Source organism: Metallibacterium sp. (assembly GCF_054637675.1).
Genome location: NZ_JBTSRB010000004.1, coordinates 19,079 through 32,286 on the forward strand (window position 1 = coordinate 19,079; position 13,208 = coordinate 32,286).

A 13,208-nucleotide genomic window follows, 5' to 3' on the forward strand; every position below is an offset into this window, starting at 1 on the left:
CGAGCCTATTCCACTTCGTATGGGGCGCCCTGCTGCAGATGGTGGCGCCGTGGGAACCTGGATGCAGGCGGTGGATGCGCTGCTAACACGTCGGCGCTACCCGACTGTCGCATGACCGTGATGTGCCTTTACTCCGTCGGCAGACACTGGCTCAGGCGAAGTAGCGTGGTCATGGCATCGAGTCGACGACGCAGCCGCATCACTTCGAAGAACGACGTGAGACCAAAGAAATAGCCCAAACCGGCGACGATCCCGATCCCCAGAATACCGGCCGCACCGAGCGCGCCGAGCGCGCCGAGCCCAACGCCCGATGCGATGATGAAGACAAGGTTCAGCCACTGCGGCATCTTCGACTTGGATCGGTTAAGGACTCCTAGTGCCTTGGCGCGCGCCTCGACGTCCTTGGCGATGCGTCGACCTTCAATTTCTTCTACGATGCTCATTGCACGTCTCCAGACTGACAATCAGATTTTAATTTGATGCCGCCCAATCTCGACCGTCTCCTTCGGGTCGCACTGTGCCATTCGCGGTGCCTTGATGCCAGTGCTGTGACTACGGCATCCCGTCAGTGCACGGCCGATCCCTCTTTCTCCTCCAGCGCAAGCCTGCTCGCGCAGCACGTGCGCACCCAGGACGACGGCGTGGATTTCCTGCTCGGCGATGGCGGTCAGCTTAGTGATGTGTTTCCGGAGTCCTTCCAGGTCCTTGGCATTGGCAGGCTTCGCGGGATCCTCCAGCAACGCCTGCGTGCCGGAGAAGATGCCGTCCAGCTCCATCAGGGTGTCGAGCGGTTCGCCCATCGGTTCGGGCACTTCAAGACGAAACCCAGCAAGAGAAACAGGACGGGTATCAGGACAGGGCTAACGACGCGCAAACTTGCCCGCGGCGGATGTTCAGTAGAGCGCATCGATGAGGAACATGCGCCGGCCCTCGTCATCCGTGCGCACGCCGCCGGACCACCCGACGATGTACTCCGAGAGGGCTTCCTGAAAGAGTCTGCCCCCGCGTTCCCGCACGCGAACGCCGGGGACCTTGCCTTCGCGCAGCTGCTTGATCTTGCTGCGGCGCTCTGCCGGCGTGAGCAACGGGTCGTCCATCGGAATGCGTTCGAAGACAAAGGGATAGGTCTTCCAGCCCGCGCTCTGGAAGTAGTGATCCTCGATCCGCTGATAGGCCACGGGCATGTGCGCCGGCAGTCCCGCCAGCTGCTCGCGCAGCTCGCCGACGCTCAGGTAATAGTCGCCGACTCGAGGCAACCGGTCGAAATGGGCCAGCACCTGCGTGCTGGCGTAATAAACCACGTCCTTGTCGTAGGGCAAGCTGCGCGTGCGGCACAGGTCGAACAGTTCCAGCAGCGTCCGCTCACGGGTGAGGCGCGGGCTCGGCTCGGTGGTCTGGAAGCCCATGCGCGCCAGCTCGGCGATGCCAAGCTCGGCCAGTTCGGCGATCGCCGTCCGGAAATCATAGGTGCGCTCATCCACCGCCTGCTGGCCTGCGATGGTCTCCGCCTCGCTCCATTCCGCGTTCAACAGCGGGTGGGCCTGGACCTTGCCAAGCTTGCGCGGGCGCTTGTTTGAGCTGGCTTTGCGGGTCATGACATTCCTCGTTGCGGGCCGACGGCCCGCTTCTGGATGGGATGGGCATCGCCGGGGCGACGGCTGACCTTGCCCGGACTCACAGGCCAGGGCGCGCCGGGCTTCAGCGGCACCTGTCTACTTGCTGGACTTGCCATGGTTACGGCGCTTCCTGCGGGCGCGAGGACCCATCAGGCGCTCTGCGAGCAGGCCGGATCCCAGGGCAACCAACGGAAAGACAATCACGGCGATGAGGACGATCAGGTTCGATTTCATGTGTGGACCCTTGGATTGGACGCGTGCGCCGCGTCGGGAGCGAGGTATCGAGCGATCAAGCCACTTCGACCCTGACGTGGTGTCTGCACGTCATCCGGCATGGGCTGACTACGAGCCGCATTTCCAGCATGACGGAAACGCATCACCCCACCTCCGCATGGCGCGAGCGCGCAGGCCGACAGAGTGCCTTGATGTCCCTGCGGGCATACGCGGCCGCGCTCCACTGATCGAACTGCACCACCACCTCGGCCGGGAAATAGCGTGCCCGGGAACGCGAGGCCGCCGGTGTGGCCAGGTATTCCAGGACATAGGCGAGCGCGGCATGGACCTCGGCCGATTGGGAACGCAGCCACTCCAGATGCGGCGCCAGCAGGAGCAGGCTGTGGGTTTCGTGGCGCACCACATGATGAAGCGCGGGCCGGGCCGACGCGCCGACGGTGCGGATCTTCCCCACGTCGTGCAGGAGGTAGCCGATCTGGGCGATGGCTACGGAAACCGGATCGTCGGGCAGCGTCCGCCGCACGGTGGCGCCGATCAGGTCGAGGTTCTCGAGGCTGTGGACCATCAGGCCGCCTTGTTCCGGGTGGTGATGCTGGCCACTTGCACGACAGGCCAGAAAGGGCGAGCCGATTGCAGGGTCGAGGAGGACCCGCACCAGAAAGCCACGCAGGGGCTGCGGCAGCGACAGCTCGAGAGACCGTAGCAGGTCGTGAGTTCGCTTCTGGCTCGGCGCGCAGATCACGTCGCTCGCCACCGCCACCTGATCGGCATCGAGTCCGCTCAGACGCGTGATGCACAGCTGCGGACGCCCCTCATGAAAGCGAACAGAAGCTTCGACCTGCACCGGTCGACCGACAGGCGGAATCTGCACATGCTCGCGGTGCTCCGGCCACACGAAGCCCAGCACGGAGCCCGTGGCATCGGCCAGCGTGAGCTGCAAGCGCGGCGTCGCCGCGGACACGTCGGTCGCAGCGGTCAGCCGATACTGGCCCGTGATGGTCTGGCCGGCATGTGCGCGCAGTCGTGCGAGCGGCAGATAGGCTGGCGTCGCGGGGCCTTCATTGCCCGCCTGCCATGACGGGACGATTCGCAGGCGGTTCATGTCGCACCCTTTGCGGGGTCGTGGGAGGTCACGCCGCCATGTAGGGCGCCGGCAATCATGCGGTCGAACGCGGTGCCATCGCGCCGGATCAGGTTGGGGACGTAGCGGCTGTAGGTTCGGAACAGCATTTCGGTGGTGGTGTGGCCAAGCTGGCGCGCGATCCATTCCGGGGCTTCGCCCGCTGCGAGCCAGAGCGTGGCGCAGGTGTGGCGCATTTCATATGGACGCCGGTAGGGAATTGCGAGTCGTTCCAGCAGAGGTTTCCATACCCGGTAGACGAAGTTGGTCGTGTCCACCGGCCGGCCGGCGCGCGTAGGGAAGACATAGGTGTCCGCGAAGGCGGCAGGATTGGTTTCATAGCCGTCGGGGCGCATGGCGCAGAGCGCTTCGAGGACCGGCCCGCTGATCTGCAGGTCACGCTGGGAGCCGTCGGTCTTGGTGTATTCGGTCCGGCCATCCTGGAACGTCTCGCGGATCATCACCAGGTTGCGCTCGAAGTCGACGTACCGCCACTTCAGGCCGCTGGCCTCGGCCGAGCGCACGCCGGTGAAGAAGCGGAAGGTGAGGTAGGGGCGGTAGTCCGGGCGGACCGCGCCCAGGATCCGGTTGATCTCCTCCAGCGTGAAGGGCCGGATGTCCGTGCGCTGCAGCTTGAGGCGACGGATCTCGAGACAGGGATTCTCGACCCCGTGGCGCAAGGCCGCTTCGGCCATCACCATGTGCAGGATCCCGATCACCCGGTTGATCGTCGCCGGCGAGAGCACGCCCCCACGGCGACCGGGCTTGTGCACCAGCTCGGCGAGCTTGCGACGGAAGTCCATCACGTGGGCCCGGTCGATCTGATCCAGCGACAGATCCTCGAAGGCGGGCAGCAGATGGATCTTCAGGATCGACTCGACTGCAATGGCGTAGGAGTGGCGCCATTCGACGCTGCGCTCCAGGGCCCACTGCCGACTGAAGTCGCCGAATCGGGGCAGATCACTGCGACGGATTCGGTTCGTGGCAGAGATGGCGGGACCGCGCGCCTTGTCGAATGCCTGCGCCCGCTTGCTGCCGGGGAAGGTGGTGCCATAGTCGAATGTGCCGGCGGCGATATCCGCCTCGATGCGCTCCAGGGCCTTTTCCATGCGACGCCGGTTGGTGTGGGTGTCGGGCAGAGCCGAGTGCTCACGGCAACGGACTCCCTGCAAATGGAAGTCGAAATAGAGGCGCCCCGTTTCCGGACGCACGCGCACCTTACCCATGGAGGGCCAAACCCGACGCCATGGGGATGGAGATGTCGCGCTCAGCTGCACCCTGGATCATGTCCCGCTCGATTTGCTCCCAGATGTAGAGGATCTTCCGGCCGCCAAACGGGCGGAAATAGTGGACCCCCTCCAGCAGGACCGTGTCCTTGAGGCTGCTGCGAATGGTGCGGGGCTCGTACTTGATCCTGTCGGCGAGCTGTTCGGTGGTAAGATAGGTGGCGCTCATTTTGATCCTCTGATGATAGAGTTCGTCTTCACGTGATGAATTAGGCTATCACGTGATGATTATTATATTCATCTGGTGATCAAAAGCAATATCTTATGCTATTTAAAACAATCGGCGTTCATGACATGTTAAGATTCAAGCTCAAGGAGCGCATCGCTGACTTGGAGTTCCGCGAGAAGAGGCGGGTACAACTGCAGGACATTGCCGCTGCGACCGGCTTGAACCGGATGACGCTTTCCAAAATCGCCAATCAGCACGGTGCCAACGTGCAGACTGCCGTGCTCGACAAGCTGTGCACCTACTTCGGTTGTCAGATCGAGGAGCTGGTAGAACATCTACCCGACGATCAGCTACGTGGACCGGATGTAATTGGCTGAATGGAGTAGAGGGTCGCCTCGGGAGGCTGGGCGCGCGCGATGACCCGTCCGGGTCCGGAACGCGCTGGCCGATCAATTGATGCTCGCAAGATCGAGATCGCGCCGCGACCTTTTAGATAGGCCCCACCCCAACTAGACCCATGCATGCGCATGTCGGCACTTTTGTCGGTGCCTTTGTGCGGAGAACCACTCCAGTCGATGGTCATCCACCAAGCAGAGGGCAGAGTTGCGTGATCGCGGCGAAACCTTGCTTATGGCTGCGCAACGTCGCGGTCCTGGAACCACGTCTGGTCGGCGGTGGCCGCAGGAAAATTGACGCGCATCAAAGGGCACGGATCATCGACGGTCCGTGTCACAGTGACCATTATTCGAATTTCCACCGGGCCACCATGGACTGTCCCAGAACTGTCCCAGAAACGTCCCAGAACTGTCCCAGGTCGCGCTTTGACCTAAATCTGCGTCACTGGAGCACTGGTCAACTGCGCCTTTCGGACATCCAAATCAAAAGAGCCCCGTCGAAGTGCGACAGGGCTCGGGATGCTTGCCTGGCCTTGGCTCCGACATCTTTACAACGCAACGCAGATCGGAGGGCCGGTCGAAGTCCGCTTGACCAATGTCATGTGGCGCGCCCGGAGGGATTCGAACCCCCGACCACTGCCTTCGGAGGGCAGTACTCTATCCAGCTGAGCTACGGGCGCAGGGTACTGATTTTGACACGGATCGCGCAAGTCGTGGCGCGCCGTTGCGTGTCGCGCATGCAGGTCGGACCAGTTGCCGAGCAGCCGTGCGCGCTGCGCCAGCGCGTGAAAACAGCCGCTGAGTTGAGCGGCTGCGGAGCTTGGCTATACTTCACCGATTGGCTGCCCCAGCGGGCAGGCCCCCTTCAGGATCGAGCAGAGGTGTACTCGTGAGTGGACCGATCAGCCCATCCGACAAGCGTTTTCTGCGGCAGTTTTCGACCGTCCTCACCATTCTTCTACTGGTAGCGCTCGGCCTGATCGCATTGGCTGCGTATATCTACGATCGCATGCCGCAGCCCACTGATCCGGCGTTACAGCAGCAGGTGGATGCGCGCATTGCGCCAGTGGGCGGCGTGTATGCGGGCGCCGCCGGTGCCGCGGCGATGAAAGCGGCACAGGATGCGGCGGCCAAGGCCGCGGCGTCCGAAGTGGCTTACGGCGGCACGCTCAATGGTCACGACATCTACAACCATCTCTGCCACACCTGCCACGCGACCGGCGTCGTCGGGGCGCCGATCATCGGCAACAAGGCGATGTGGGGTCCGCGCATCGCGCAAGGCATCAACGTCCTGGTGCAGCATGCGATTCACGGCTATCACGGCCCGGATGGCAATTTCATGCCGCCCAAGGGCGGCAATCCAGCGCTGACCGATGCGCAGATCGAAGCCACGGTGAAGTGGATGGTGTCGCAGGTCAAATAAGCCCTGCCGCAGCCGGCGTTGCACGGCGCGCATGCACGACCGATGCGCCCGGCTCGCGCCGAGTCGTCCCGCAGTCGAGACACACCTCATGAGTCCATCCCCTCTCGCAGCATTGCCGGCGCATTTTCCCGATGTCGCCGGTCGCCATGCGCTGGTCGGCCCGGCTGGCAGAATCGAAGTGGCCGTGGATCGGCCAGAACCCGAACTGGCGCGGCGCGGCACGGCAATCATCTGCCACCCGCATCCATTGCAGGGCGGCAGCATGAGCAACAAGGTGGTGACCATGCTGGCACGCACGCTGCAGGAGTCCGGCCTGGCCACGGTGCGCTTCAACTTTCGCGGCGTGGGTGAATCGGAAGGCAGCTACGACGAAGGTCAGGGCGAGGGTGCCGATCTGGTCGCCGTGGCCGACTGGGTGCGCCAGGCGCAGTCGGGCGATGCGCTGTGGCTGGCGGGTTTCTCGTTCGGCAGCTACGTCAGCATCGCGCACGCGCGCCAGCTCGATGCCGCGGCGCTGATCAGCGTGGCGCCGCCGGTCGGACGCTGGCCATTCGATGCGCTGGCGTTGCCGGGCTGTCCGTGGCTGGTGGTGCAGGGCGAGGATGACGAGGTGGTCGATCCGCAGGCCGTGTTCGATTTTGTCGAGCGGCTGGAAAGCAAGCCGGTGCTGATCCGCATGCCGGACACCGGGCACTTCTTCCACCGCCGTCTGATGGACTTGCGCGGCGCGGTGCGCCACGCGATTCGCGGCTGGCTGCCGCCACCGCGCGCGGTGGCGTGAGCGCAGCGCCGAGTCTCGCGCTGCCCAGCGCGCGTTACGCCGCGGGCGTCGCCGCACAGCACTGGCAGGATGACCCTGCGCAGCGCGCGGTGCTGCCGGCTTTTGATCGCCTGCATGCGGAGTCCGGTGTGCAGTTCGCGACGCAGCCGGGTTTGCTGCAGCGCTTGGGTCAGCACCTGCGCGCCGGGTCAACGCCGACGCCGCTGCGCGGCCTGTACCTGTGGGGGCGCGTCGGGCGCGGCAAGACCTTTCTGATGGATTTGTTTTGCGACGGCCTGCCCGCGGGCATGGCGGAGCGCTGGCACTTTCATCGCTTCATGGGCATGGTGCACGACGAACTGGCGCGCCTGCAGGGCACGTCCGATCCGCTGCTGCACATCGGCGCGCGCATCGGCGCACGCATCCGCGTGCTGTGTCTGGATGAGTTTCAGGTCAGCGACATCGGCGATGCCATGATTCTGACCGAATTGCTGCGCGGCCTCATCAATGCGGGCGTGACCCTGGTGACCACCTCCAACACGCCGCCCACCGGGCTGTATCGCGAGGGCTTGCAGCGCGCGCGCTTCGTGCCGGCGATCGAGCTGCTGCAGCAGCATTGCGAGGTCATCGAGCTGGCCAGCGCGCAGGACTGGCGCTTGCGCGCGCTCAAGCAGGCACCGACCTGGCTGACACCGCTGGGCGCGCAGACCGAGCGCCGCCTGGAGCAGATCTTCCAACGCCTCGCGCACGGCGTGCGGGCCGAATGCGATGGCCGCATCGAAGTGCTCGGGCGCAGTATTGCGTGCAAGCGCGCCGCCGCGCAGGTGATCTGGTTCGATTTCGACGCGCTGTGCGGTGACCAGCGCGCGGTGGCCGATTACATCGAGATCGGCCGTGCGCACGATGCGGTGCTGATCTCGGCGGTGCCGCAGTTCAATGTCGATCGCGAAGACCCGGCACTGCGCTTCGTGCAGATGGTGGACGAGTTCTACGATCGTCAGGTCAAGCTGGTGTGCAGTGCCGCGGTGCCGATCATCGAGCTGTACGAGGGCGAGCGCCTGCGCGCCGAATTCGCGCGCGGCGAAAGCCGCCTCATCGAGATGCAGAGCGAGGACTATCTGACGCGCGAACATCACGCTTGATGCGGGGTGGTTTGGAACGCACGCCTGAATCAACGCCCGTGCGCCTGCGCCGCGTGGCTGCGACGCGCGTAGGCTTGCGCGCATGGTCTTGTTCATCGCGCCCGCGTTGATCGCCGTCGTCTCCCGGCCGCAACTTGATGCAGTGCTCGCCGCCAGCGTGCTGGCGCTACATGTGCTGATCATCGCTTTCAACATCGCCGGTCTGGTGCTGATTCCGCTGGGCGTGTGGCGTGGCTGGGCGTGGGTGCGCGAGCCGTGGTGGCGCAGCGCGCATCTGCTGGCGCTGGCGGTGGTGGCGCTGCAGGCGGTGCTCGGGCGCGCGTGCTTTCTCACCCTCTGGCAGGACGATTTGCAGCATGCGGCCGCGCGCACGCCGCTGATCCAGCACTGGGTCGACCGGCTCGTTTACTGGCCGCTGCCGATGGCGTTTTTCAGCACCGTGTACGTGCTGGTGTTCCTGTATGTGGTGCTGCTGTGGTGGAAGTGGCCGCCGCGCCGCGCGTGGCGGCACCCAAACGCTCAGTCCTGAGACAGAACCACAAGATGTTGGGTTGACCAGAGCGAACAAGCACACTATCTTGCGATGGTCGGTGTCCGACCCTCATCCAGGGTGCGGCTCAAAAGGGAATCCGGTGCGACTCCGGAGCTGCCCCGCAGCGGTCAGCGGAAACGAAACTCGCCACCAGGCACTGGGATGCGCGCATCCCGGGAAGCGGCGGGGATTAGGAGGGCAAGGCCCACAGCCCGTGCCCGCGTCCGCAAGCCCGAACACCTGCCGACACACCGGGCCACGGGTCCGGCGGTTGTCGCAGGGTACGCGACGGCGGTCGGTGATGCTCAGGGTGTCGGTGCGGGTGGCCGCTTCCGCGGGGAAGCCGGTCGCAACCGAGACGCACGAGCGTCCGCTGCGACTGTCTTCCGCTTTCCACCCACGGCCCTGCGCGCGGGCGCAGGTCATGCATCACCTTGCCGTCGGGGAACCTCATGCAACTGCTCGATACCCAAACCGCCGCCGCCGCACAGGCGGCGGCCGCCCAGCCTTTTTCGCTCACTCCGCCGCACGCGCCGGCGGGCATGCGCGTGACCAAGCGCAACGGCACGCACGAAGCCGTAGACCTCGGCAAGATCGTGCGCGCGGTGACGCGCGCGGCGCAGGGCCTGCACGCGGTCGAGCCGCTGCAGGTGGCGCTGAAAACCATCGGCGGCCTGTACGACGGCGCCAGCACGCGCGAACTGGACGAACTGTCCATCCGCACCGCCGCCGCGCTCACCGCCGAGGAACCCGAATACGGCCAGCTCGCCGCGCGCCTGCTGACGCAGGTGATCGAGAAGGAAGTGCGTGGCCAGGATATCCAGGCCTATTCGCAGGCGATCGCGCGCGGCGCGCAGCAGGGCCTGATCAACGCCCGTCTCGCGGAATTCAGCGCCGCGCACGCGCGCAAGCTGGACGATGCCATCGATGTCGCGGCCACCGCGCACTTCGAGTATTTCGGCCTGCGCACGCTGTACGACCGCTATCTGCTGCGCCATCCAGAAACGCGTCAGGTGCTGGAGACGCCGCAGTACTTTTTCATGCGCATCGCCTGCGCGCTGGGCGGTGGCAACATGGCCGAGACCATGCTGCTGTATCGCGCATTGGCCGATCTCGACTACCTGCCCAGCTCGCCGACGCTGTTCAACGCCGGCACCACGCACGAGCAGATGTCTTCGTGCTACCTGCTGGACTCGCCCGAGGATTCGCTGGAAGGCATCTACGCGCGCTACAGCGACGTCGCGCGGCTGAGCAAGTTCGCCGGCGGCATCGGCCTCAGCTACAGCCGCGTGCGCGCGCAGGGCGCGCTGATCCGCGGCACCAACGGCAAGTCCAACGGCATCGTGCCGTGGCTGAAAACACTTGATGCCTCGGTGGCCGCGGTCAATCAGGGCGGGCGCCGCAAGGGCGCGTGCTGCGTGTACCTGGAGCCGTGGCACGCCGACATCGAGGATTTCCTCGAGCTGCGCGACAACACCGGCGACGAGGCGCGGCGCACGCACAACCTCAATCTCGCCAACTGGATCCCGGACCTGTTCATGCAGCGCGTCGAACAGGACGCCGTGTGGTCGCTGTTCGACCCGAAGCAGGTGCCGCAACTGGTGGACCTGTGGGGCGAGGCTTTCACCCGCGCCTATGAGGAGGCCGAGGCGCGCGGCCTGGCCAAGCGCACCCTGCCGGCGCGTACGCTGTACGCGCGCATGCTCAAGACCCTGGCCGAAACCGGCAATGGCTGGTTCACCTTCAAGGACCGCAGCAATGCCACCTGCAACCAGACCGCCGCCAGCGGCAACGTGGTGCACCTGTCAAATCTGTGCACCGAGATCCTGGAGGTGAACACCGAGGCCGAGACCGCGGTATGCAACCTGGCCTCGATCAACCTCGCGCAGCATGTGAATGACGATGGCGTCGACTTCGACAAGCTGGCGCGCAGCGTGGCGCTGGCAGTGCGCCAGCTCGATCGCGTGATCGACCTCAACTATTACCCGATCCCCGGCACGCGGCGCAGCAACGCGCGCTGGCGCCCGGTGGGTCTGGGCGTGATGGGTTTGCAGGACGTGTTCTTCAGGCTGCGTCTGGCATTCGACTCGGACGCGGCGCGGGCGCTGTCGACGCGCATCAGCGAAGAGATTTATTTCCATGCCCTGCGCAGCTCGTGCGTGCTGGCCGAGCAGTGCGGCGCGCATGAGGCCTTTGCCGACACGCGCGCGGCGCAGGGCGAATTGCAGTTCGACTACTGGCCGGAGGCGCAACCGCAGGACGTCGCGCGCTGGGATGAGCTGCGCGCGCGCATCCGCGCGCACGGGCTGCGCAACAGTTTGCTCATCGCCATCGCGCCCACCGCTACGATTGCCTCGATCGCCGGCTGCTACGAGTGCATCGAGCCGCAGATCAGCAACCTGTTCAAGCGCGAGACGCTGTCCGGCGATTTTCTGGTGATCAACCGTTATCTGGTCGAGGAGCTCAAGCAGTTGGGCTTGTGGACCGCCGCGATGCGCGATGCGATCAAGCGCGCCGAGGGTTCGATCCATGGCATCGGCGAAATTCCCGTGCCGCTGCGGCAGATTTATCGCACGGTGTGGGAACTGCCGCAGAAGGCGTTGATCGAGCTCGCCACCGCGCGCGGCGCGTATGTCGATCAAAGCCAGTCGCTCAATCTGTTCATGGCCACGCCCAATCTGGGGCAGATGTCCTCGATGTACATGTACGCGTGGAAGCGCGGTCTCAAGACCACGTATTACCTGCGCTCGCGCCCGGCCACGCGCATCGCGCAGACCACGGTCAGCAGCGCCGCGCCGGTACAGGCGGTGGCCTGCTCGCTGGAAAACCCGGAGCACTGCGATGCCTGCCAGTGACCTCGACGCGAGCCCCGCGATGACTGCCGCCGCGGCCGCACCGACGCTAGCGCGCCTGCTCGATCCCGGCTTCGCGCTCACCTTGCGCCCGATGCGCTACCCGGCGTTCTACGACATGTACCGCGCCGCGATACGCAACACCTGGACCGTCGAGGAAGTCGATTTCTCCAGCGATGTGGTGGATCTGCGCCAGCGCATGAGCCCCGCCGAGCGGCATCTGATCGAGCGTCTGGTGGCGTTTTTCGCCACTGGTGATTCGATCGTGTCCAACAACCTCGTGCTGAATCTGTACACGCACATCAATGCTCCCGAGGCGCGCATGTACCTCTCGCGCCAGCTCTACGAGGAGGCGCTGCACGTGCAGTTTTATCTGACCCTGCTGGATACTTATCTGCCCGATGCGCAGGCGCGCCAGGACGCCTTCGCCGCGGTCGAGAACATCCCATCGATCGCGCACAAGGCCGCGTTCTGCTTCAAGTGGATGGACTCGGTGCAGGATTTGCGGCGCCTGGATACGCACGCGCAGCGGCGCCAGTTCCTGCTCAACCTGATTTGTTTCGCGGCCTGCATCGAGGGCATGTTTTTCTTCGCCGCCTTCGCCTACGTGTACTTCCTGCGCGCGCGCGGCCTGCTGCACGGGCTGGCCGGCGGCACCAACTGGGTGTTCCGTGACGAGTCCTGCCACATGGCGTTCGCCTTCGAGGTGATCGCCACGGTGCGCCGCGAGCAGCCCGAGCTGTTCGATGCCACGCTGGAATCGGAGGTGCGCGCGATGCTGGCCGAGGCTATTGCCTGCGAGACGCAGTTCGCCGCCGATGTGCTGTCCGGCGGTGTGGCTGGCTTGTCGCCGGCGCAGATGCGCGAGTACCTGCAATACGTCGCCGACCAGCGCCTGCGCCAGATGGGCTACGCGCCGCAGTATGGCACCAGCAATCCATTCGCCTTCATGGACCTGCAGGACGTGCAGGAGCTGACCAACTTCTTCGAGCGCCGCGTGTCCTCGTATCAGGTCGGCGTCAGCGGCGAGCTGGCCTTCGATGCCGCCTTCTGAGGTGACCCGCACCGAAATGGTGTTTCCGGATCACGCCAATCATCCGGGCACGCTGTTCGGCGGGCAGGCACTGGCGTGGCTGGACAGGCGGCGTTCATCGCCGCCACGCGCCACGCGCGCCGCACGGTGGTGACGGTGCGCTCCGAGCAAGTGGATTTTCATGCGCCGGTGCGCGTCGGGCAGATGGCGACTGCGCGCGTGGTGGCCACTGGGCGCAGCCCGATGCGCGCTGAGGTCAGCCTGGTGGCCGAACCCCGCTCAGCGGCGCGCGTCATCTGTGCACGCGCATGCAACTAACGCGCGCGCTGCAGGTCTACACAGTGTTGTGCGCTTGCTGCTTGCGCGAGCGCAGTGTTGCTGCGCAGGCACGGCCACGTGGAGGAACCTGATTCGCGCTGAAGTTCAGCTGCAAAAGCCCCTCTCCCGTCGGGATAGGGGTTGGGGTGAGGGTCGAGGCGGAGCAGTCGGCGCCATGAATGCGCCAACATCGCGTTCCGTCCCGCGCCCTCATCCGGCGCTTCGCGCCGCCTTCCCTTGGGGACTTCCGTTGGTCGTCTCCCGGAGAGAATGGAATACAAGCTGAACTTCAACGCGCAGCAGGTCGAGGGAAGGTCCGCTTCGCGCG

General features: G+C 65.2%; 14 protein-coding genes, 1 tRNA gene, 1 pseudogene and 1 riboswitch. Of the genes and pseudogenes, 8 read left to right on the forward strand and 8 right to left on the reverse strand.

Going from position 1 to position 13,208, the window contains the following annotated elements; translation table 11 throughout:
- Nucleotides 1–128 precede the first annotated feature (128 nt).
- The 7 genes from ACYDAT_RS02250 to ACYDAT_RS02280 form a co-directional block, all read right to left on the reverse strand.
- Nucleotides 129–443 carry a hypothetical protein gene (locus ACYDAT_RS02250; protein WP_461448358.1) on the reverse strand — a complete coding sequence of 105 codons (315 nt, stop codon included), beginning with the start codon at nt 441–443 and terminating at the stop codon, nt 129–131.
- Between the two features lie 21 nt (nt 444–464).
- Nucleotides 465–800, reverse strand: coding sequence for a hypothetical protein (locus tag ACYDAT_RS02255; protein WP_461448359.1), 336 nt, complete (start codon nt 798–800; stop codon nt 465–467).
- 93 nt (nt 801–893) lie between these two features.
- Nucleotides 894–1,595 carry a hypothetical protein gene (locus tag ACYDAT_RS02260; RefSeq protein ID WP_461448360.1) on the reverse strand — a complete coding sequence of 234 codons (702 nt, stop codon included), beginning with the start codon at nt 1,593–1,595 and terminating at the stop codon, nt 894–896.
- A gap of 117 nt (nt 1,596–1,712) precedes the next feature.
- Entirely contained in the window at nt 1,713–1,850 is a 138-nt protein-coding gene (locus tag ACYDAT_RS02265; RefSeq protein WP_461448361.1) for a hypothetical protein, read from the reverse strand.
- 142 nt (nt 1,851–1,992) lie between these two features.
- Nucleotides 1,993–2,952 carry a hypothetical protein gene (locus ACYDAT_RS02270; protein WP_461448362.1) on the reverse strand — a complete coding sequence of 320 codons (960 nt, stop codon included), beginning with the start codon at nt 2,950–2,952 and terminating at the stop codon, nt 1,993–1,995.
- A complete protein-coding gene (locus ACYDAT_RS02275) occupies nt 2,949–4,196 on the reverse strand; it encodes an Arm DNA-binding domain-containing protein (protein ID WP_461448363.1) in 1,248 nt (415 codons plus the stop codon). The genes ACYDAT_RS02270 and ACYDAT_RS02275 overlap by 4 nt, the downstream gene beginning before the upstream one ends.
- Nucleotides 4,189–4,425, reverse strand: coding sequence for a hypothetical protein (locus tag ACYDAT_RS02280; RefSeq protein WP_461448364.1), 237 nt, complete (start codon nt 4,423–4,425; stop codon nt 4,189–4,191). The genes ACYDAT_RS02275 and ACYDAT_RS02280 overlap by 8 nt, the downstream gene beginning before the upstream one ends.
- Before the next feature lie 125 nt (nt 4,426–4,550).
- Between ACYDAT_RS02280 and ACYDAT_RS02285 the strand changes: the two genes are divergently transcribed.
- Nucleotides 4,551–4,802, forward strand: a complete 252-nt coding sequence (locus ACYDAT_RS02285) for a helix-turn-helix domain-containing protein (protein WP_461448365.1) — start codon at nt 4,551–4,553, stop codon at nt 4,800–4,802.
- A gap of 621 nt (nt 4,803–5,423) precedes the next feature.
- Here ACYDAT_RS02285 and ACYDAT_RS02290 read toward each other — a convergent pair.
- Nucleotides 5,424–5,500, reverse strand: a tRNA-Arg gene (locus ACYDAT_RS02290).
- A 221-nt stretch (nt 5,501–5,721) separates the two neighbouring features.
- On the opposite strand from ACYDAT_RS02290, the gene ACYDAT_RS02295 reads away from it, so the two are divergent.
- From ACYDAT_RS02295 to ACYDAT_RS02325, 7 genes and pseudogenes are all read left to right on the forward strand, one after another.
- The gene (locus ACYDAT_RS02295; protein ID WP_461440279.1) at nt 5,722–6,243 is read left to right on the forward strand and encodes a c-type cytochrome; all 522 of its coding nucleotides are present in this window, start codon (nt 5,722–5,724) and stop codon (nt 6,241–6,243) included.
- A gap of 88 nt (nt 6,244–6,331) precedes the next feature.
- Nucleotides 6,332–7,024, forward strand: a complete 693-nt coding sequence (locus ACYDAT_RS02300; protein ID WP_461440277.1) for an alpha/beta hydrolase — start codon at nt 6,332–6,334, stop codon at nt 7,022–7,024.
- A complete protein-coding gene (gene zapE / locus ACYDAT_RS02305; protein ID WP_461440276.1) occupies nt 7,021–8,145 on the forward strand; it encodes a cell division protein ZapE in 1,125 nt (374 codons plus the stop codon). The genes ACYDAT_RS02300 and zapE overlap by 4 nt, the downstream gene beginning before the upstream one ends.
- A gap of 82 nt (nt 8,146–8,227) precedes the next feature.
- Nucleotides 8,228–8,674, forward strand: a complete 447-nt coding sequence (locus ACYDAT_RS02310; RefSeq protein ID WP_461440275.1) for a DUF2784 domain-containing protein — start codon at nt 8,228–8,230, stop codon at nt 8,672–8,674.
- Between the two features lie 42 nt (nt 8,675–8,716).
- A riboswitch (cobalamin riboswitch) is annotated at nt 8,717–8,939 on the forward strand.
- 190 nt (nt 8,940–9,129) lie between these two features.
- The gene (locus tag ACYDAT_RS02315; protein WP_461448366.1) at nt 9,130–11,532 is read left to right on the forward strand and encodes a ribonucleoside-diphosphate reductase subunit alpha; all 2,403 of its coding nucleotides are present in this window, start codon (nt 9,130–9,132) and stop codon (nt 11,530–11,532) included.
- Between the two features lie 19 nt (nt 11,533–11,551).
- On the forward strand, nt 11,552–12,583 hold the full coding sequence (locus tag ACYDAT_RS02320; RefSeq protein ID WP_461448409.1) for a ribonucleotide-diphosphate reductase subunit beta: 1,032 nt from the start codon (nt 11,552–11,554) through the stop codon (nt 12,581–12,583).
- Nucleotides 12,570–12,876, forward strand: a pseudogene (locus ACYDAT_RS02325) (acyl-CoA thioesterase); the annotation flags it as partial. The gene ACYDAT_RS02320 and the pseudogene ACYDAT_RS02325, both read left to right, overlap by 14 nt.
- Nucleotides 12,877–13,208 lie beyond the last annotated feature (332 nt).

Coding starts and splice junctions, on each gene's coding strand:
- ACYDAT_RS02260 (WP_461448360.1), bottom strand. CDS start 1,595: ATGACCCGCAAAGCCAGCTCAAACAAGCGCCCGCGCAAGCTTGGCAAG.
- ACYDAT_RS02270 (WP_461448362.1), bottom strand. CDS start 2,952: ATGAACCGCCTGCGAATCGTCCCGTCATGGCAGGCGGGCAATGAAGGC.
- ACYDAT_RS02250 (WP_461448358.1), bottom strand. CDS start 443: ATGAGCATCGTAGAAGAAATTGAAGGTCGACGCATCGCCAAGGACGTC.
- ACYDAT_RS02300 (WP_461440277.1), top strand. CDS start 6,332: ATGAGTCCATCCCCTCTCGCAGCATTGCCGGCGCATTTTCCCGATGTC.
- ACYDAT_RS02265 (WP_461448361.1), bottom strand. CDS start 1,850: ATGAAATCGAACCTGATCGTCCTCATCGCCGTGATTGTCTTTCCGTTG.
- ACYDAT_RS02280 (WP_461448364.1), bottom strand. CDS start 4,425: ATGAGCGCCACCTATCTTACCACCGAACAGCTCGCCGACAGGATCAAG.
- ACYDAT_RS02285 (WP_461448365.1), top strand. CDS start 4,551: ATGTTAAGATTCAAGCTCAAGGAGCGCATCGCTGACTTGGAGTTCCGC.
- ACYDAT_RS02320 (WP_461448409.1), top strand. CDS start 11,552: ATGACTGCCGCCGCGGCCGCACCGACGCTAGCGCGCCTGCTCGATCCC.
- ACYDAT_RS02315 (WP_461448366.1), top strand. CDS start 9,130: ATGCAACTGCTCGATACCCAAACCGCCGCCGCCGCACAGGCGGCGGCC.
- ACYDAT_RS02310 (WP_461440275.1), top strand. CDS start 8,228: ATGGTCTTGTTCATCGCGCCCGCGTTGATCGCCGTCGTCTCCCGGCCG.
- ACYDAT_RS02255 (WP_461448359.1), bottom strand. CDS start 800: ATGGGCGAACCGCTCGACACCCTGATGGAGCTGGACGGCATCTTCTCC.
- ACYDAT_RS02275 (WP_461448363.1), bottom strand. CDS start 4,196: ATGGGTAAGGTGCGCGTGCGTCCGGAAACGGGGCGCCTCTATTTCGAC.